This is a genomic window from Nocardioides sp. T2.26MG-1 (genome assembly GCF_950101795.1).
Lineage (GTDB): Bacteria > Actinomycetota > Actinomycetes > Propionibacteriales > Nocardioidaceae > Nocardioides.
In genome coordinates this window covers 76,200-93,620 of the sequence record NZ_CATNLZ010000034.1, presented here as the reverse complement: position 1 = coordinate 93,620, position 17,421 = coordinate 76,200, and the positions used below count along the sequence as shown (strand labels likewise).

The window sequence follows — 17,421 nt, the reverse complement described above, 5'->3', positions numbered from 1 at the left end:
CACGGCAGCCGCTCACGGCCGGCGGGCCGAGCGCACCAGCCGGTCGTCTTGACAGGCTCGACCACCGAACGCGGGGTGGTTTCGAGACGGTTGCTGCGCAACCTCCTCAACCACCGTGACCCGCCGCGGCGGCGGCCGGGGAGCCGGGAGGCGACCTGGGCCCGAGGCCGCCGTACCCGCCTGGCTGCCAACCACGGCAACCACCCACGGCCGGCGGGCCGAGCACACCAGCCGGTGGTCTCGACAGGCTCGACCAACGACGAGGACACCGCCCACCCAGCAAGATGGGCGCATGCCCGACTACGGCCAGGACCTGCAGTTCGGAACCTTCCTCACGCCCGACGCGAGCGACCCGGACCGGGTGGTGCAGCTCGCGCTGCTCACCGAGGCGAGCGGGTTGGAGCTGGCGACGTTCCAGGACCACCCCTACCAGGCGCGGTTCCTCGACGCGTGGGCGCTCGCGGCGACCGTGCTGGCGCGTACGTCGACGCTGCGGGTGACCACCAACGTCAGCAACCTGCCGCTGCGTCCGCCGTTCGTGCTGGCGAAGACCGTCGCCAGCCTCGACGTGCTGAGCCGGGGTCGGGCGGAGCTGGGGCTGGGCGCCGGCGGCTTCTGGGACGCGATCGAGGCGGCCGGCGGGCCGCGGCGCAGCCCGGGGGAGGCGCTGCGGGCGCTCGAGGAGGGCATCGCGGTGATCCGCGGTGCGTGGGACACGTCGCAGCGGTCGGTGCGAGTGGACGGCGAGCACTACCGGGTGGCCGGGGTGCACCCCGGGCCCGCGCCCGCCCACGACGTCGAGATCTGGGTCGGCGCGATCGGCCCGCGCATGCTGGCGCTCACCGGCCGGGTCGGCGACGGCTGGCTGCCCAGCCAGGCCTTCGTCCCGCCCGAGACGCTGGCCGAGCGCAGCGCCCGCATCGACGAGGCCGCCGTGGCGGCCGGCCGCGACCCGTCGCGGGTACGCCGGCTCTACAACGTCAACCTCTCCGACGACCCGGCGTGGGCGGAGTGGCTGGCGGCGCTCACTCTCGAGCACGGCACGAGCACGTTCGTCCTCGGCACCGACGACCCCGCGCAGATCCAGCGGTTCGGCACCGAGGTCGCGCCCGCGGTCCGCGAGCTCGTGCTCGCCGAGCGGTCGCGAGGACGTGAGTCGGCGCCGGAGCCGGAGCCAACCCCCGACCCCACCGTGCAGGTGCGCGGCGGGGAGCCCGTGCGGCCGACACCCGACGACGGCGTACGACGCAGCGGCCGGACGCCGTGGGACGAGTCGACCCGCCCGGCGTACGACCCCGGCCTGCCGCCGCTGGCGTGGACGGCGCACGAGCGCGCCACCGGCCAGCACCTCGTCGACGTCCACGACCACCTGCGCTCCGAGCTGGCGCAGCTCTTCGACCTGATCGACCAGGTCGAGGCGGGCAGCATCGACGCCGGGCGGGCGCGGTCGCTGATCAACACGATGACGATGCGGCAGAACGACTGGGCGCTCGGCGCCTACTGCCAGTCCTACTGCCGGCTGGTGACCACGCACCACACGATCGAGGACACCAGCATGTTCCCGCACCTGCGCGGCCGCGACACCGCGCTGGCGCCGGTGATCGACCGGCTCGAGGAGGAGCACCACGTGATCGCGGGGGTGCTCGACGACGTCGACCGGGCCCTGGTGGCGGTGGTCGCCGAGCCCGGCAGCATGCCCCAGCTGCGCGAGGCCGTCGACCTGCTCGCGGACACGATGGCCTCGCACCTCTCCTACGAGGAGCGGATGCTGGTCGAGCCGCTGGCCCGCTACGGCTTCTACTGACGCCTCAGCCCTCGCTCGCCCAGAGCCGGAACAGGAAGTAGGCCGCGACGGCGTCGAGCAGGTGCCACGCGGCGTGGCCCTGCAGCAGCGAGTGCGGGTCGCACCAGTCCGCCTTGGTGACGTTCCAGATCGCGAACGCCACGAGGATGCTGGCCAGCGCAGCGGCGCCCCAGCGCAGGTCGGTCCGGGGCCGACCGGCCGCCCGCGCCCGCCGCCACAGCACCACCTCGACCACGACCGCGGTGATCAGCAGGGCGGCGAACGCCACGTTGCCTGCGTAGCGCACCAAGGGCACCTCGTGCGGCCACAGCCCGACCAGCTCGCAGCCCGCGACGAACCCGACGAACACCCGGCCGAAGAGCCGGGTCCCGCCGCCGGTGAGCCGCATCAGCGCGTACGCCGCCGCGAACGACGCGACGAGGTACATGCTCAGCAGGTCGAGCTGCCCGCCCGCGGCCGACTGGGTCGCGTGCATCGCCGCGCTGGCGGGGCCCAGCACGACGACCAGACAGGCGTACGCCGTGGCCAGGCCGGCCGGCCTCACCCCGCCCGGCGCCACCCGGCCGGCCTGCCAGGCCACGGCCAGGCCGGCGACCACGAACCCGAGGTTGGAGAGCGTGTTCGCGGGCTGCTTGACCCAGCCACCCCGGGCCGCCTCGCAGAAGTCGTCGCCGCGCCCGACGTCCGGCCCCAGCCAGCCCAGGCCGACGGCCACCACCAGCAGCCCCGTGGTGGCCGCCGCGACCGCGGCGGTCACCGCGAGCGGTCGCAGCGAGCGGGGGTGCACGCCCCTAGTGTGTGGCCATGGACCTGTCGGTCGACCTGGACGCGCGGGGCGACCGGGTGAGTGCGATCTACCGGGCGCTGCTCGACGCGATCCGCGCCGGGCGGCTCGGTGTCGGTGATCGCCTGCCCCCGAGCCGGGCGCTGGCGCGCGACCTCGGCGTGGCGCGCAACACCGTGGCGACGGCGTACGAGCGCCTGGTCGCCGAGGGGCTCCTCGAGGCGCGGGTGGGCGCCGGCACCTACGTCGCCGACCTGGCCGCGCCCGTGCCCGCGCCCCGCCGCGCCGGGTCGCTGCACCCCCGGGAGGGCTGGACGTTCCGGCCGGTGCCGGTCAGCGGTGAGCGGCCGGTCCCGCCGCACGACTTCCGGGTCGGCATCCCCGACGCCTCGCTGTTCCCCTTCGACACCTGGCGGCGGTTGGTCGCGGCCGAGCTGCGCGGGGGAGCGCACAGCCCCGGCACCTACGCCCACCCGGCCGGACTGCCCCTGCTGCGCGAGGCGATCGTGCGCTCCCTCGCCCGCTCGCGCGGCGTCGCGGCGGCCGCCGACGACGTCGTGGTCACCCACGGCACCCAGCAGGCCCTCGACCTGGTCGCGCGGGTGCTGATCGAGCGGGGCGACGTCGTCGCGGTCGAGGACCCCGGCTACCCGTTCGCGCGCGAGCTGTTCGCCTCGTACGGCGCCCGGGTGGTGCCGGTGCGCGTCGACGCCGAGGGCATCGTGGTCGAGGAGATCCCCGACAACGCCCGGCTGGTGTTCACGACGCCGTCCCACCAGTTCCCGCTCGGCCCGCCGCTGTCGCTGTCGCGCCGCCAGGCGCTGCTCGAGCTCGCCAACCGGCACCGGATCGCGATCATCGAGGACGACTACGACAGCGAGTTCCGGTTCACCGAGCGCCCCCTCGAGACGCTGCAGGCGATGGACCGGCACGGCCGGGTCGTCTACGTCGGCACGTTCTCCAAGTCCCTCCTGCCGGCGCTCCGGGCCGGCTACCTCGTGGCCCCGCCGTCGCTGCGGGAGGCGCTGCTCGGCGCCCGGCAGCTCGCGGACGGCCACGGTGCGCCGGCCGAACAGGCCGCGCTGGCGCGCTTCGTGGCCGACGGGATGCTGGCCCGGCACCTGCGGCGAGCACGCGCGACGTACACCGAGCGGCGCGAGCTCGTGCTCGGCGGCCTTGACCGGCTGCTCGGCGACCGGCTCGAGGTGGTCCCGTCGGCGGCCGGGCTGCACGTCACGGCGACGTTCCGCGACGCCGGGGTCGACGACGTCGGGGTCGCGACGGCCGCGCTCCGCGCCGGGGTCGCGGTCGAGGCGCTCTCGGCGTACGCCCACGGTCCCGGAGTGCCGCCCGGCCTGGTGCTCGGCTACGGCGCGGCCGTCACCGCGTCGATCACGCCAGGTCTGCGGCGGCTGGCGCGGCTGGCGTGACCGATCGGCCCGTCCGCCGGCCGGTCCAGGTCATCCAGGCGACCGAGGCGAGGCCCACCACGAGCTGGGGGAGCAGGTAGCGGCCGGTCAGGCCGAGCAGCGCGAGCGTCGACACGAACGACACCGCCGCGCCACGGCGCACCCAGGTGCCGTGCGGCAGCAGCCGGAGCGCGGCGGCGGTGCCCACGACGTACACCAGGCTGAACGCGCCGGTCACGAGCAGCATGGTCCGCTCGAGCGGCACGCCGGTCAGCGCCACGGCGCCGAGCGTGCCCAGCGCGCCGACCGTGACGACCATGAGGGAGCGTCGGGGGACCTCGCCGGCCGTCGACCCCCGGGCGAACCACGCCGGCAGCGACCCGTCCCGGCCGAGCGCCGCGCCGAGGCGCGCGCTCCCCGCGAAGTAGGCGTTCATCGCGCCGAGCGACAGCAGCACGGCCACGACGGTCGTCACGCCGCGGGCCGGCTCGCCGAAGCCGAGGACGAGCAGGTCGGAGAGCGGCGCCTTGCCGCTGTGCTCGCCCAGCACGGCGACGGTGGCGAACGCGACGCCGAGGTACATCACGCCCATGACCACCAGCGCGATCGCGGTGGCCCGGCCGATGTCGCGGGCCGGGTTGCGGTACTCCGACGACAGCGAGGTGACGACCTCCCAGCCGGCGAACGCCCAGATCAGCAGCGCCGCCGCGGAGCCTGCCGCGGCCCAGCCGTGCGGCGCGAACGGCGTCAGGTTGTCCATCCGTGCGTGGGGGAGCGAGACCGCGGTGGCGACCAGCAGCAGCACCGCGAGGGTGCCGGCGATCGCGAGCTGCACCCGGCCCGACACCCGGATCCCGTGCCAGTTCATCAGCGCCACGGTGCCGATCAGCAGGCCCGCGGCGAGCAGCTGAGTCTGCCGGCCGCCGCCGACGCTGTCGGCGACGTACGCCCCGGCGAATCCTGCTGCCACCGGCGCGCCGAGCGGGATCGCGAAGTAGAAGCACCAGCCCACGAGCGTCGCCACCTGGGCGCCGAAGGCGCGCCGGGCGTACGTCGCCACCCCACCGCCGTCGGGGTGCCGGGCGCCGAGCGCGGCGAACGTCGCCGCCAGCGGCACGGAGAGCAGCACGAGCGCGAGCCACGCCACCAGCGAGGCCGGCCCGGCCTCGTGCGCGGCGAGCGCCGGGAGGGAGATCACGCCGGTGCCCAGCACGGCACCCAGGGTGAGCGCGGCCCCCTGTGGCACGCCGAGCCCGTGCTCCCCGGCGCCGGAGCCGGGGAGCGGGTCGGGAGTCAGGGACTGAGCGGGAGCTGCCTGGGTCATGCGGTCAATCTAGGAGCCGCGATTGTCCTTCGGCAGCGCCAATCCGGACACCCTTGTCCGGGCCAATCCTCCCCTGGCGAGAGCCGGTCAGCGCCGGTGCGCCCGGCTCGCGACCGCCCGCACCAGGAACGGCGCGTCGTTGTCGCGCGCACGGCCCTGGCAGGACCAGGTGGTGCGGTGCCAGCAGGAGAACCGGGTCGAGGCGTTGACGAGCACCACCGTCGCCGACCGGACGTTGCGGGCGGTGAAGCTGGTCGAGGTGCTCCCGCGGCCGTCGTCGTTGAGCCGGATGGGCAGCTTGTTCACGCCGTGCTTGGTGCGCACCACGAGGTAGGCGCCCGGAGACATGCGCTTGCCGGGGCCGTCGACGAGCACCCGCAGCTTCCACCGCTTGTCCTTGAGCTCGGGGTGGGGCCTGATCACGATGTTGCGCGAGGCCATGTGGTCGATCCGCACGGTCGCCCCGTGCCGTGGGCTGCCCTGCGAGAGCGTCCAGCCCGCGGCCGGAGCGGGACCGGGCCAGGTGCTGCCCTCGGCGTAGGTGCGGCCGGGGAACACGTTCGCGGCGGCGAAGGACCGGTAGATCCCGGCGAAGCCGCCGTGCTTCTCCAGCACCCCCTTGACCGCGCTGGTGGAGTACTGGTGGCCGGAGCCCGGGTAGGCCCCGGCCCGGGTCCAGATCGCGCGGACCACGCCGGTGCCGAAGCGGTGGGAGAGGTACTCGAAGAACGGCCAGTTGCCGTACTGGTTGAAGCCGCCCTGGTTGAACACGTCCAGCGGCTGCTCCGACGCGCCCAGCTGGCCGTAGGGGAGGTACTGCCGGTTGTCGTTCACGTCGTCGGCGACCTGCTCCTCCATCCAGGTCGCGGTGGCCTCCATCAGCCACGGGTCCTCGCCGTAGTCGTAGGCGAACTGCACGGCGTGGAAGAACTCGTGCGCCGCCGTGACCCGCAGGCTGTCGCGCGGCGGCGCGTGGAACTGCGCCTCGGCGAAGTCGTTGTCGAGCACGCAGTAGCCCGAGGCGAGCCACTTCTGGCCGGGAGCTCGTCGCTCGGGCACGCAGTAGCCGTAGAGGCCACGGGAGCCGAGCTCCTTGAGGTAGACGTCGAACTGGCTGTTGCCGCCGCGGTGCCGGTCGCTGACCGGCGGGCGGTAGCCGAGCTTGCGCACCTCCGTGCGCCACACCCTGTTCATGACGGTCAGCGTGGTGTCGACCCACGCCTGGTCCGGCGGTGCATCCGCGGTGCTGCCCACCCAGTGCACGCAGAGGTGGTTGCGGCACCTCCGCTCGGCCGGGACGGTGTAGCCGTCGCCCTGCGGGTCGGCCCCGCCGTCGGTCGGACGGGCGAGCAGACCGCGCGCCTCGCGTCGCCCGGCGAGGTCGAGACCCGGCAGGGCGCGGAACAGGTCACGCAGCGCGAGCGTGGCGTCGGGCCGCCCGGCGGTCCCGGCGGCTCCGGTGGTACGCCGGGCGTGGGGCTGCTCGCCCACCCCGAGGGCGGTCCGGGCCGCGGCGAGGGCCTGGCCGGCCGTCCCGCCCGGTGCGCTCGCGGACGCCGGGAGCGTGCGGTCCTGGGCCAGGGTGGGGGAGGCGGCCCCCGCCGTGAGCACGGATCCGACCAGGGCCGCCGCCGCGGTGGCGGCGAGGATCGAGCGACGCATCTGACTCCCTCGAGAAGTGGCGCGGACGGTCGCCCCCGTCCGGGACGCCCCCGCCTCGAGAGTGCCCGCCGACCGGGCGCTCCCAAACCGGCGTTGCTGTCGGGCCGGTCAGGTGCGGGCCGGGAGTGCGGTCGCCCAGCGAGGCATGCGGTGCATTCTGGCATGCACACCCGTGGGGGAGGATGGCGGGCGATGACCACAGCGACGCCGACCCCAGCCAGCATCTCGATGATCACGCCCAACCCGGCGGCCGACGAGGAGCGCCGCCGCGGACTCCGGCAGATGCGCACCCTGGCGGTCTCGCTGCTGCTGTTCGCGGCCGCGGTGTACGTCGTGACCCTCGACGAGGACGGGTTCCTCGGCTTCGTGAACGCCGGGGCGGAGGCGTCGATGGTGGGCGCGATCGCCGACTGGTTCGCGGTGACCGCGCTCTTCAAGCACCCGCTCGGGCTGCCGATCCCGCACACCGCGCTGATCCCGCGGCGCAAGGACGAGCTCGGCAAGGGGCTGGAGGAGTTCGTCGGTGAGAACTTCCTCCAGGAGGGGATCATCCGCGACCGGGTGGCCGCGGCGACGATCTCGCTGCGGGTCGGCCGCTGGCTCGCCAAGCCCGAGCACGCCCGCCGCGCGGTCGACGAGGCCGCCGACGTCGCCGTGATCGTGCTGAACCGGGTCCGCGACGAGCACATCGAGGGGCTGATCCGCGACGCGCTCGTGCCGCGCTTCCACGACGAGCCGATCTCGCCACTGCTCGGCAGCCTGCTGGAGGAGACGGTCCGCGACGACCTGCACCACGGCCTGGTCGACCTCGGGCTCGCCGAGCTGCACCGCTGGCTCCTGGACAACCCCGACACGGTCACCGAGGTGTTGGGGGAGCGGGCCCCGTGGTGGGCGCCGACCCGGCTCAACGACGCCGTGACCTCCCGGGTGCACCGCGAGCTCGTGCACTGGGTCGAGGACATCCGCGACGACCCGCGTCACCACGCCCGGCAGGCGCTCGACTCGATGCTGTCCCAGCTGGCCCACGACCTGCTGCACGACCCCGACACCCAGGAGCGCACCGAGCGGCTCAAGGAGCGGCTCCTCGACCACCCGCAGGTGCTCGCGTCCAGCGTGTCGCTCTGGAACGCGCTGCGACGTACCCTCCAGTCCTCGCTCACCGACCCCGAGGGGGCGCTCCGGCAGCGGCTGCTCGCGGAGGTGTCGAGGTTCGCCGACCGGCTGCTGGCCGACGAGACCCTGCGCGAGCGGCTCGACGGGCTGGCGGCCGACGCCACGGTCTTCGGGGTCGAGCGGTACGGCGCCGAGGTGACCACGGTGATCACGCACACCATCGAGCGCTGGGACGGCAAGGAGGCCGCCCGGCGCATCGAGCTGCACGTGGGCCGGGACCTGCAGTTCATCCGGATCAACGGCACGATCGTCGGCGGCCTGGTGGGGGTGCTGATCCACACCGTGAGCGTGCTGGTTCACTGAGCACATGCCCGAGCCCGTCGATGTCGCGATCCGCGACCAGTCCATCCGTCTGGGGCAGTTCCTCAAGCTCGCGAACCTGGTCGAGTCCGGTGCCGAGGCCAAGCCGGTGATCGCCGATGGTCAGGTCCTGGTCAACGGCGAGGTCGAGACCCGCCGCGGCCGTCAGCTGGTGCTCGGCGACGTGGTCACCCTCGGCCCGGCGTCCGCCCGCGTCGCCGACGAGTCCGCCACCGACAACCTCCCCTGGTGAGGTGGTTGCGGGGTTCGGCTGCCAGCAGCCGAAACCCTCAGGCTCAGCTGACCGCGAGCAGGTCGACGACGAAGATCAGGGTCTCGCCGGGCTTGATGACGCCGCCGGCGCCGCGGTCGCCGTACCCGAGGTGCGGCGGGATCACGAGCTGGCGGCGACCGCCGACCTTCATGCCCTGCACGCCCTGGTCCCAGCCGGCGATGACCTGGCCGACGCCGAGGCGGAAGCTCAGGGGTTGGCCGCGGTTGTACGACGCGTCGAACTCCTCGCCGGTCGAGTGGGCGACGCCCACGTAGTGCACCGAGACGGTGGCACCGGCGGCGGCCTCCGGGCCGTCGCCCTCGGTGATCTCGGTGACCACCAGGTCGGCGGGCGGGTCGAAGTCGGGGAAGTCGATCTCGGGTTTGTCCATGGTTCTCACCCTATGCACCCGGTGGTCCTGACAGGATCTGCGGGTGACTCCGTTCTCGGCCGGCCGCCGGCACCTCGACCTCGGGGTGGTGTCGGGGCTCGCCGTACTTGCCGTGCTCGTGATCCTGTCGCTGACCACCGACGTGCAGCTGATCGCGGTGTTCGCGGCGGGCACGATCGTCGCGAGCCTGCTGACGACGCCGCGACGCACCACGGACGTCGCGATCGCTGCTCTCCTCGCCGCGGTGGGCGCCGGGGTGTGGCACGGCAGCCTCGGGACGCTCGACTGGGCGGTGCGCGTGCTGCTCTGCGCGCTGCTGTCGCTGGTGGGCATCCAGGGAGCGGCTCTCCGTGAGCGCCGTGAGGGCCGCCTGGAGCGGATGACGGTGATCGCCGAGACCGCCCAGCGGGCGGTGCTGCGGGCGATGCCGACCGCGATCGGCTCGGTCGGGCTCGCCGCCCGCTACGTGTCCGCGACCGCCGAGGCGCTCGTGGGCGGCGACCTCTACGAGGTCGCGGCGACGCCGTTCGGGGTCCGGGTGATCGTCGGCGACGTCCGCGGCAAGGGGCTCGAGGCCGTGCAGACCGCGGCCGCGGTGCTCGGCGCGTTCCGCGCGGCGGCGTTCACCGCGCCCGACATCGCCGTACTGGCCCGCACGATCGACGAGACGCTGGCCCGGATGATCGGCGACGAGGAGTTCGTGACGGCGATCGTGGGGGAGTTCCACGGCGACCGCGTCACGCTCGCCAACTGCGGCCACCACCCGCCGCTGCTGGTCGTCGGGGCCGAGGTCGAGACCGCCGACACCGGGGAGCCGGCGCTGCCGCTCGGCCTCGGTGCCGAGCCGATGCTGACCGAGCACCCGTGGCCCGTGGGCGCTCGGGTGCTGTTCTACACCGACGGGCTGGTCGAGGCGCGCGACGGGCACGGGGAGTTCTTCCCGCTCGACGAGTACGCCGCCGAGCTGGGCGAGGGCTCGGTCGAGGAGGCGCTCGACCGGCTTGTGGAGCGGCTGCTGGCCTGGGGCGGGCACCGGATGTCCGACGACCTCGCGCTCGTGCTCGCCGAGAGCGAGCAGCGCTAGCCCGGTCCCTGACCGGCTCAGGTCTGGTGGACGTAGCTGTCGAGCTGGTCGCGCTCGAACTCCAGCTGGTCGATGCGGTGCTTGACCACGTCGCCGATGCTGATGATGCCGACCAGCCGGTCGTCCTCGACCACCGGCACGTGCCGGATCCGTCGCTCGGTCATCGTCTTCATCAGCTCGTCGACCTGGGTGTCCTGGTCGCAGGTCTGCACGACGGCGGTCATGATCGCCTGCACGGTGTTGTTGATCACCGTGCCGTCGCTGTGCAGGTGGCGCACCACGTCACGCTCGCTGACGATGCCCTCGATCGTGGCGCCGTCGGAGCTGACGATGAGCGCGCCCACGTTGTGCTCGGACAGCTTCGCGAGCAGCTCGCGTACGCCGGCGTCCGGGCCGATCGTGACCACCTCGTGACTGGGCTTGGCCTTGAGCACGTCGCCGATCCGCATCGCTGCACCTCCGTGGGTCCGTCAGGTGGTCCGTGGCCGACCTATGGGGCGACCGTACTGGCCGCGGGGGCCGTCGTACACCCCTGCGCCCGCCCCTGGGACGGCCGGTCAGTCCCGGGGCCGGTGCATCCGCAGGTCGGACACGGAGCCCGGGCCGGAGCGCCGGGAGTCGGGGTCGTCCTCGTCGTCGGGGAGCGAGCCGAGGAAGGAGAGCGCGGCCTCGTGGAGGTGCCCGTTGGTGGCCAGCACGTTGCCCCCGAACGGCCCGTCGGTGCCGTCGAGGGAGGTGAACCGGCCCCCGGCCTCGCGCACGATCACGTCGAGCGCGGCCATGTCGTAGACCTCGAGCTCGGGCTCCGCGGCGATGTCGACCGCGCCCTCGGCGAGCAGCATGTAGGACCAGAAGTCGCCGTACGCCCGGGTCCGCCAGCACCGGCGCATCAGCGACATGAAGTCGTCGAGCCGGCCGCGCTCCTCCCAGCCGTGCAGCGAGGCGTAGGACAGCGAGGCGTCTTCGAGGCGGCGTACGTCGGAGACCTGGCAGCGGGTGGCCTTGAGCAGCGATCGGCCGGTCCACGCGCCGTGCCCGGTCGAGGCCCACCAGCGGCGCTGGAGCAGCGGGGCGGAGACGACGCCGAGGACGACCTCCTCGTCGACGACCAGCGAGATCAGCGTCGCCCAGACCGGCACGCCACGGACGAAGTTCTTGGTGCCGTCGATCGGGTCGATGATCCAGCGGCGCTGGCTGTGGCCGGTGGAGCCCTGCTCCTCGCCGGTGACCGCGTCGCGGGAGCGCACCCGTGACAGCGTGCGCCGGATCGCCTCCTCGACAGCCTGGTCGGCGTCGGTGACCGGCGTCAGGTCGGGCTTGCTCATCACGTGCAGGTCGAGCGACTTGTAGCGGGCCTCCGTCAGGGAGTCGGCGTCGTCGGCGAGGAGGTGGGCGAGCCGCAGGTCGTCCGTGTAGTCGGTCGGCACGCCCTCAGCCTAGTGCCGCCCGCGCTGAACGATCCGCGGTGGCGGCACGTGTACCCGACATGGAGATCAACGGGCTTCCCCTGCATCCCCTCGTCGTCCACGCCGCGGTCGTGTTCGGCTCGCTCGCCGCCGTCGGCGCCCTGGCGTACGTCGCGGTCCCGGGCCGCCGGGCGACGCTGCGCTGGCCGATGGTCGGTCTCGCGCTGGTCGGCGTCGCCTCGCTCGTCGCGGCGTACTACACCGGCCGCAGCTTCTTCGACTCGCGGCCGCCCGAGATCCAGGCCAACCCACAGGTGCTGACCCATGAGCGACTGGCCCGGCAGCTGTTCTGGATCGCGCTCGGCTTCGGGCTCGTGGCGCTCGCCGCCGGCTGGCTCTCGCGGCGCACCGGCGCGGTCCGGGTCGTACTGGACGTGGTGCTCGCGGCCGGCGCGGTGGCGGTCCTGGTGTGGGTGGTCCGCACCGGTGACGCCGGTGCCCGGGCCGTCTGGGGGTGACGGCGCGCGCACTGTGACGCCGGGCTAACCGCTCTTCCCATGATGCTGCGACACCGTGGGAAGGTTCGGCGTTACGGCTAGCGGGGTCAGTACAACGGCTCGCTGCGGGCGGCGAGCAGCCGCCGGAACGACGAGACCCGCTCGGGGTCGGCCTGGCCGTCGGCGACCGCCTCGTCGAGCCCGCACTCGGGCTCGTCGTCGCCGTGGGTGCAGCCGCGCGGGCAGTCCTCGGTCATCTCGTCGAGGTCGGGGAACGCCTCGATCAGGTGCTCGGGCTGCACGTGCGCCAGCCCGAACGAGCGGATGCCGGGGGTGTCGACGATCCAGCCGTCCCCCTCGGGCAGCGGCAGCATGTAGGCGGAGGTCGAGGTGTGCCGGCCACGGCCGGTGACCGCGTTGACCACGCCGACCTCGCGCCTCGCGTCCGGCACCAGCGCGTTGACCAGCGTCGACTTCCCGACGCCGCTCGACCCGACCAGCACGCTGGTGCGCCCGCGCAACCGCTCGCGCAGGGCTCCGATGTCGCCGCCCCGCTGGGTGACCACCCACGGCACGCCCAGGGACCGGTAGGTCACCAGCAGCGTCTCGGGGTCGGCCAGGTCGGACTTCGTCATGCAGAGCAGCGGCTGCATGCCGGCGTCGTACGCCGCGACCAGCGCGCGGTCGATCAGTCGGGGCTGCGGTTCGGGGTCGGCGAGCGCGGTGACGACCACGAGCTGCTCGGCGTTGGAGACGATCACCCGCTCGACCGGGTCGTCGTCGTCGGCGGTGCGCCGCAGCGTGGTCACCCGCTCCCGCACCTCGACGATCCGCGCGAGGGTCCCGGTCTCACCGGAGGTGTCGCCGACGACGCGGACCCGGTCGCCGACCACCACGCCCTTGCGGCCGAGCGGCCGGGCCTTCATGGCCATCACCCGGTGGTCCCCGACCAGCAGCGTGAACCGCCCGCGGTCGACGGTGATCACGACGCCGTCGACCGCGTCGTCGTACGTCGGGCGCTCCTTGGTGCGTGGGCGGGTGTGGCGGCGCGGGCGGTCGTAGTGCTCGACGTCGTGCTCGGAGTAGCGTCCCCGCGCCTTCGGGCTCATGCCGTGGTCACCCCGGGGCTCACGCCGGGATCAGCCCGGACCAGAAGCCACCGAAGTCGGGGAAGGTCTTGCCGGTGGTCGCGATGTTCTCGACCAGCACGTCCTCGACGGCCGCGCCGATGATCACGCCGGCGTGGGCCATCCGGTGGTCGGCGTAGGTGTGGAAGACGCCCCCGTGGAGCGGGGCGGGCCGGATGCTGAGCCCGTCGTCGTGCTCGGTGACGTCGGCGCCGAGCCCGGTGAGCTCGGTGGCGAGGGCGGCGAGCCGGTCGGTCTCGTGGCCGCGGATGTGCGCCACCCCGCGCAGGTGCGACGGCGCCTCGGCGAGCGCACAGAGGGCGGCGATCGCGGGCGTCAGCTCGCCGACGTCGTGCAGGTCGACGTCGATGCCCAGCAGCGTGCCGCTGCCGGTCACCCTCAGGCCGGTGGCGTCCGGGCCGTCGACGAACGCCACCTCGCAGCCCATCGCGGTGAGGATGTCGCGCAGGGCGTCGCCGGCCTGGGTGGTCTCGTGCGGCCAGTCGCGGACCACGACGGTGCCGCCCGAGACCGCCGCCAGTGCGAGGAACGGCGCCGCGTTGGAGAGGTCCGGCTCGATCAGGTGGTCGACCGCGCGCACCGGACCGGGTGCGACCCGCCAGCGGTTGGCATCGCCGCTGGAGGCAGGGTCGTCGACCTCGACCCCGTGCTCGCGCAGCATCGCCACGGTCATGTCGATGTGGGGGAGCGAGGGCACCGGCTTGCCGTCGTGGCGGACGTCGACGCCCTCGTCGTAGCGCGCGCCCGCGAGCAGCAGGGCCGAGACGAACTGGGACGACGAGGAGGCGTCCACGACCACGGTGCCGCCGCGCACGGCGCCGGAGCCGTGCACCGCGAACGGCAGCGCGTCACCCGGGACGTCGACGCCCAGCCCGCGCAGGGCGGCCAGCACCTCGCCGATCGGGCGGGTGCGCATGTGCGGGTCGCCGTCGAACGACACCGTGCCGGTCGACAGACCCGCGATCGGCGGCACGAAGCGCATCACGGTGCCCGCCAGGCCGCAGTCGACGGCCGCGTCCCGGTCGAACGGCCCAGGCGTGACGACCCAGTCCTCACCGGACGTGTCGACGTGCGAGCCCAGCGCGGTGAGCGCGCCGGCCATCAGCAACGAGTCGCGGGAGCGCAGAGCCCGGCTGACGACGGACGGGCCCTCGGCGATCGCGGCGAGCACCAGCGCGCGGTTGGTGAGCGACTTGCTGCCCGGCAGCGTCACGATGGCGTCGACCGGACGACGGGCGCGGGGCGCGGGCCAGGGCTCTGTCACGCGCGCAGCCTATCGGCGCGCGCGCTCAGGTCACCTTCGCCTTCGCCAGCTTGGCCTCCTGGCGCGCGGCAGCGGCGAGGTGCTTGGCCTGGCGGCGGGCATCCTTGCCGGCCCGGCGTGCCCGCCAGGCGACGCCCGGCTTGCCGTCGGTGTCGCCCGCGGCGATGACCAGCCCGCCGAGGACCGAGAGGTTCTTGACGAAGTGCAGCTTCTGCTGGGTCCGCTGGGTCGGGTCCTGCACCTCCCAGAACCGGTGGCCCGCGGCGGTCGTCGGCACCAGCGATGCGGCGAGCACCGCAGCCGAGATCCGTGGGGCGCGCCCCGTCGCGAGGGCCAGGCCGGCGCCGAGCTGGACCCCGGCGTTGAGCTTCACCAGCGTCTCGGGGTCCTCGGGCAGCGGGATCCCCAGGCGCTTCGCGAGCGGGACGATGCGGCTCGTGACGGGCTCGGCCTTGGCGGCGGGCACCGAGGTGTTCTTCAGGGCGTTGACCGCGCCGACGAGGAAGACCGAGGCGAGCATGGGGCGGGCGATGACTCTGCTGATGCTCATGTGTCCTTCTTACCCGCCCGGGCCAGCGGCCAGTCCTCGGGCGCTCCGCGCCTACGGCGTCGTGATGGGCACACCGACCGAGATCGGCGGCAGCGGTACGCCGGCCACCCCGGCCGAGACCTGCGCCGAGATCCCGCCCGGACCGGCCGAGGCCTGCACACCCAGCTGGACCAACGGCGACTGCGGCGGCGCCGAGGGCGGAGCGGTCGGGGCGCCCGACGGCTCGGTGCCCGGGCCGCGGGTCGGACCGGCGTCGGGGCCCTCGGTCGGGCCGGTGCCGGGGCCTGCGGTGGGCCCCGCCGTCGGCCCGGCCGCGTCATCGGCCGTGGGCGAGGCGGAGGCGGACCGGGTCGGGGTCGCGGCGTCCGGCCCGCTGCGGCCGGTCACCGCGCGCCGGTCGCGGGTCGCCTCCGGGCCCGCGGAGGCGGTGCGGGCGGGCGGCAGCGTCAGCACCGGGGTGTCCTCGGCCGCCGGACGCCCGGCCGGGTCCTGCTGCAGCAGCGCGACCACCACGCCCGCGGCGACCACGGAGGCGGCCGCGCCGGCGACGGCGGCGGTCGGGGCGTGGGTGGCGACCGCGTCGCGAGCCCGGCCGAGCAGCACCGTGACCCCGCCGGTGGCGGTGGTCAGCCCGCCGGTCGCGGAGCCGACGTACGCCGCCGCCGCCGAGCCCAGCAGCAGCGGTGCGAGGAGGGCGCCGAGACCGGAGTTGACCTCGCTGAGCTCGAGGAAGATCGCCGTGCAGCGCCGGCACTCCTGCAGGTGGTGCTCGACCCGCGCCGTGTCGCGACGGGACAGCCCCCCGCGGACGTAGGCGCCGAGCTGCGCGCGGGTGCGGGCGCAGGCGTCGTCCTCGACGTCCTGGGAGTGCATCGACAGGTAGGCCTGACGCAGGCCCTCGCGGGCGCGGTAGGCGAGCGCGGACACCGAGTTGGCGCTCATGCCGAGGAGCACGGCGACCTCGGCGGGCTTCTGCTGCTCGACCTCGGTGTGCCACAGCACCAGCTGCCAGCGCTCGGGGAGCGAGGCGAACGCGCGCGCGGCGGTGCGGCTCTCGAAGCCCTCGAGCGCGGTGTCGCGGAACGGGACGCCGGGGTCGAACGGTGTCAGGTCGCCCGTGGTCTGCAGCCGGGCCGTGGACCTGATCCGGTCGACCTGGAGACGGCGTACGGCGGTGAGCAGGTAGGCCCGGAACGCGAGGTCCGGCCCCCCACCACGCTGGAGGACGGCAAGGACCTTCGCGAACGCCTCGGAGACGAGGTCGTCGACGTCGCCGGCCGAGACCAGCTGCCGCGCCAGGCGGCGAGCGGACTCGACGTGCCGTGCGAAGAGCTCGCCGTAGGCGTCGGTGTCGCCGCCCCGGACGGCGGAGATCAGCTCCCCGTCGCTGGGACCCTCGAGGGTGGAGACATGACTGGCCACATCCCACCCAACGCGCCACCGGGGAAAAGATCACGGCACCGGGGCCCAGAAAAAAAGTGACGAAGTTCGCGTCAACCGCGTCATGGACCCCGTGCCGGTCCGTTTCCTCGGGGCAGACCAACCGAGGGGGAGCAACCGTGGGCCGGTTCACGACGCGCAGGCGGCGTGCCACCACGGCCGACCCCGGAGCAAGGGGGGAGCTGTCCTCGCAGCTGCGCGCGGCCCTGCCGCCGCGGTTCGAGGCAGTCGGGGAGGCCCTTGCTTCGGGGTCGGGCACCATCGCCGCGTGCGAGGTGGCCGGCGCCCTGCTCGCCCGCGACGGGCTCTCGCTCGACGAGGCGCTCGACGGTCTCGCCGCCACGGCCGGGCTGGTGCTGGGCACCGATCCGGAGTTCGCCGCCACCCGCGCGCTCACGGTCGCGTGGAGCGAGGCCGTCCTCGGCTACCTGCACGGACTCTCGTGCGACGACCCGCTGACCGGGCTCTCGAGCCTCGCGCACCTGCGCAGCCGGGTGTCGGACGCCTACCGCGGCGAGCACCGGGCCGGGGCGCCCGTCTCGGAGTCGCACGCTCTCGTGGTCGTCGCCGCCCCGCCGTGGCCCGACGCCGCCTCGGGACGTGACGACGTGCTCACCCGCGCGATGCGCACCGCACAACTGGGCGACACCGCCCGCACCGTGTTCGCCGGGCCCGAGACCATCGGCCACGTCGCGCCCGGCCGGGTCGTGGTGCTCGCCGGCCGGGACGAGCGGATCGGGCGCCGGGTCGGCCTGCTGCGCCGGATGCTCGACGGGGGAGCGGTGCCGCACACCCGGGTCTGGATCGAGGGCCTGCCCGACTCCGACGAGGCCGCCGGGCGGCTGCTCGACGAGCTGACCCGCGTCTAGCGCCGCCTGCGAGCGCCACCCTGTCACGCCCGGATAGGGTCG

At 74.4% G+C, this 17,421-nt stretch carries 17 protein-coding genes; 7 read left to right on the top strand and 10 right to left on the bottom strand.

The features are described from left to right. The first annotated feature begins 292 nt into the window (after positions 1-292). Entirely contained in the window at positions 293-1,804 is a 1,512-nt protein-coding gene (locus QQZ14_RS20860; RefSeq protein WP_284536343.1) for an LLM class flavin-dependent oxidoreductase, read from the top strand. A gap of 4 nt (positions 1,805-1,808) precedes the next feature. On the opposite strand, the gene QQZ14_RS20855 is transcribed toward QQZ14_RS20860, so the two are convergent. Then, complete coding sequence (locus QQZ14_RS20855) at positions 1,809-2,591, bottom strand: ceramidase domain-containing protein (protein ID WP_284536342.1); 783 nt, start codon at positions 2,589-2,591, stop codon at positions 1,809-1,811. Between the two features lie 17 nt (positions 2,592-2,608). On the opposite strand from QQZ14_RS20855, the gene pdxR reads away from it, so the two are divergent. Then, complete coding sequence (gene pdxR / locus QQZ14_RS20850) at positions 2,609-4,018, top strand: MocR-like pyridoxine biosynthesis transcription factor PdxR (RefSeq protein ID WP_284536341.1); 1,410 nt, start codon at positions 2,609-2,611, stop codon at positions 4,016-4,018. Here pdxR and QQZ14_RS20845 read toward each other — a convergent pair. Further along, complete coding sequence (locus QQZ14_RS20845; RefSeq protein ID WP_284536340.1) at positions 3,981-5,321, bottom strand: APC family permease; 1,341 nt, start codon at positions 5,319-5,321, stop codon at positions 3,981-3,983. The two genes, pdxR and QQZ14_RS20845, sit on opposite strands and share 38 nt — an antisense overlap. Positions 5,322-5,408: 87 nt before the next feature. Next, the gene (locus QQZ14_RS20840; RefSeq protein WP_284536339.1) at positions 5,409-6,983 is read right to left on the bottom strand and encodes an MXAN_6640 family putative metalloprotease; all 1,575 of its coding nucleotides are present in this window, start codon (positions 6,981-6,983) and stop codon (positions 5,409-5,411) included. Between the two features lie 192 nt (positions 6,984-7,175). Here QQZ14_RS20840 and QQZ14_RS20835 point away from each other — a divergent pair, with 192 nt between their 5' ends. After that, positions 7,176-8,459, top strand: coding sequence for a DUF445 domain-containing protein (locus QQZ14_RS20835; protein ID WP_284536338.1), 1,284 nt, complete (start codon positions 7,176-7,178; stop codon positions 8,457-8,459). Positions 8,460-8,463: 4 nt separating this feature from the next. Then, a complete protein-coding gene (locus QQZ14_RS20830) occupies positions 8,464-8,709 on the top strand; it encodes an RNA-binding S4 domain-containing protein (protein ID WP_284536337.1) in 246 nt (81 codons plus the stop codon). 43 nt (positions 8,710-8,752) lie between these two features. Here the strand turns inward: QQZ14_RS20830 and QQZ14_RS20825 are convergent, their stop codons facing one another. Continuing rightward, positions 8,753-9,121, bottom strand: coding sequence for an FKBP-type peptidyl-prolyl cis-trans isomerase (locus tag QQZ14_RS20825; RefSeq protein WP_284536336.1), 369 nt, complete (start codon positions 9,119-9,121; stop codon positions 8,753-8,755). 43 nt (positions 9,122-9,164) lie between these two features. Here QQZ14_RS20825 and QQZ14_RS20820 point away from each other — a divergent pair, with 43 nt between their 5' ends. After that, positions 9,165-10,205: a PP2C family protein-serine/threonine phosphatase gene (locus tag QQZ14_RS20820; protein WP_284536335.1), complete on the top strand. Its 1,041-nt coding sequence runs from the start codon at positions 9,165-9,167 to the stop codon at positions 10,203-10,205. Positions 10,206-10,222: 17 nt separating this feature from the next. On the opposite strand, the gene QQZ14_RS20815 is transcribed toward QQZ14_RS20820, so the two are convergent. Together QQZ14_RS20815 and QQZ14_RS20810 are read right to left on the bottom strand one after the other, a co-directional pair. Continuing rightward, positions 10,223-10,654 carry a CBS domain-containing protein gene (locus tag QQZ14_RS20815; protein ID WP_284536334.1) on the bottom strand — a complete coding sequence of 144 codons (432 nt, stop codon included), beginning with the start codon at positions 10,652-10,654 and terminating at the stop codon, positions 10,223-10,225. Between the two features lie 108 nt (positions 10,655-10,762). Further along, positions 10,763-11,632, bottom strand: coding sequence for an inositol monophosphatase family protein (locus tag QQZ14_RS20810; RefSeq protein ID WP_284536333.1), 870 nt, complete (start codon positions 11,630-11,632; stop codon positions 10,763-10,765). Positions 11,633-11,670: 38 nt separating this feature from the next. On the opposite strand from QQZ14_RS20810, the gene QQZ14_RS20805 reads away from it, so the two are divergent. Continuing rightward, positions 11,671-12,129 carry a DUF2231 domain-containing protein gene (locus QQZ14_RS20805; protein WP_284536332.1) on the top strand — a complete coding sequence of 153 codons (459 nt, stop codon included), beginning with the start codon at positions 11,671-11,673 and terminating at the stop codon, positions 12,127-12,129. Positions 12,130-12,215: 86 nt separating this feature from the next. Here QQZ14_RS20805 and rsgA read toward each other — a convergent pair whose 3' ends face one another. The 4 genes from rsgA to QQZ14_RS20785 are packed head-to-tail and all read right to left on the bottom strand — an operon-like array spanning position 12,216 to position 16,492. Further along, positions 12,216-13,217, bottom strand: a complete 1,002-nt coding sequence (rsgA, locus tag QQZ14_RS20800; protein ID WP_284536331.1) for a ribosome small subunit-dependent GTPase A — start codon at positions 13,215-13,217, stop codon at positions 12,216-12,218. Between the two features lie 19 nt (positions 13,218-13,236). Then, complete coding sequence (gene aroA / locus QQZ14_RS20795) at positions 13,237-14,520, bottom strand: 3-phosphoshikimate 1-carboxyvinyltransferase (RefSeq protein WP_284536330.1); 1,284 nt, start codon at positions 14,518-14,520, stop codon at positions 13,237-13,239. Positions 14,521-14,545: 25 nt separating this feature from the next. Then, entirely contained in the window at positions 14,546-15,070 is a 525-nt protein-coding gene (locus tag QQZ14_RS20790; RefSeq protein ID WP_284536329.1) for a DoxX family protein, read from the bottom strand. Positions 15,071-15,121: 51 nt separating this feature from the next. Continuing rightward, complete coding sequence (locus QQZ14_RS20785; RefSeq protein ID WP_284536328.1) at positions 15,122-16,492, bottom strand: sigma-70 family RNA polymerase sigma factor; 1,371 nt, start codon at positions 16,490-16,492, stop codon at positions 15,122-15,124. Between the two features lie 137 nt (positions 16,493-16,629). Here QQZ14_RS20785 and QQZ14_RS20780 point away from each other — a divergent pair, with 137 nt between their 5' ends. Beyond that, positions 16,630-17,379: a hypothetical protein gene (locus tag QQZ14_RS20780; RefSeq protein ID WP_284536327.1), complete on the top strand. Its 750-nt coding sequence runs from the start codon at positions 16,630-16,632 to the stop codon at positions 17,377-17,379. Positions 17,380-17,421 lie beyond the last annotated feature (42 nt).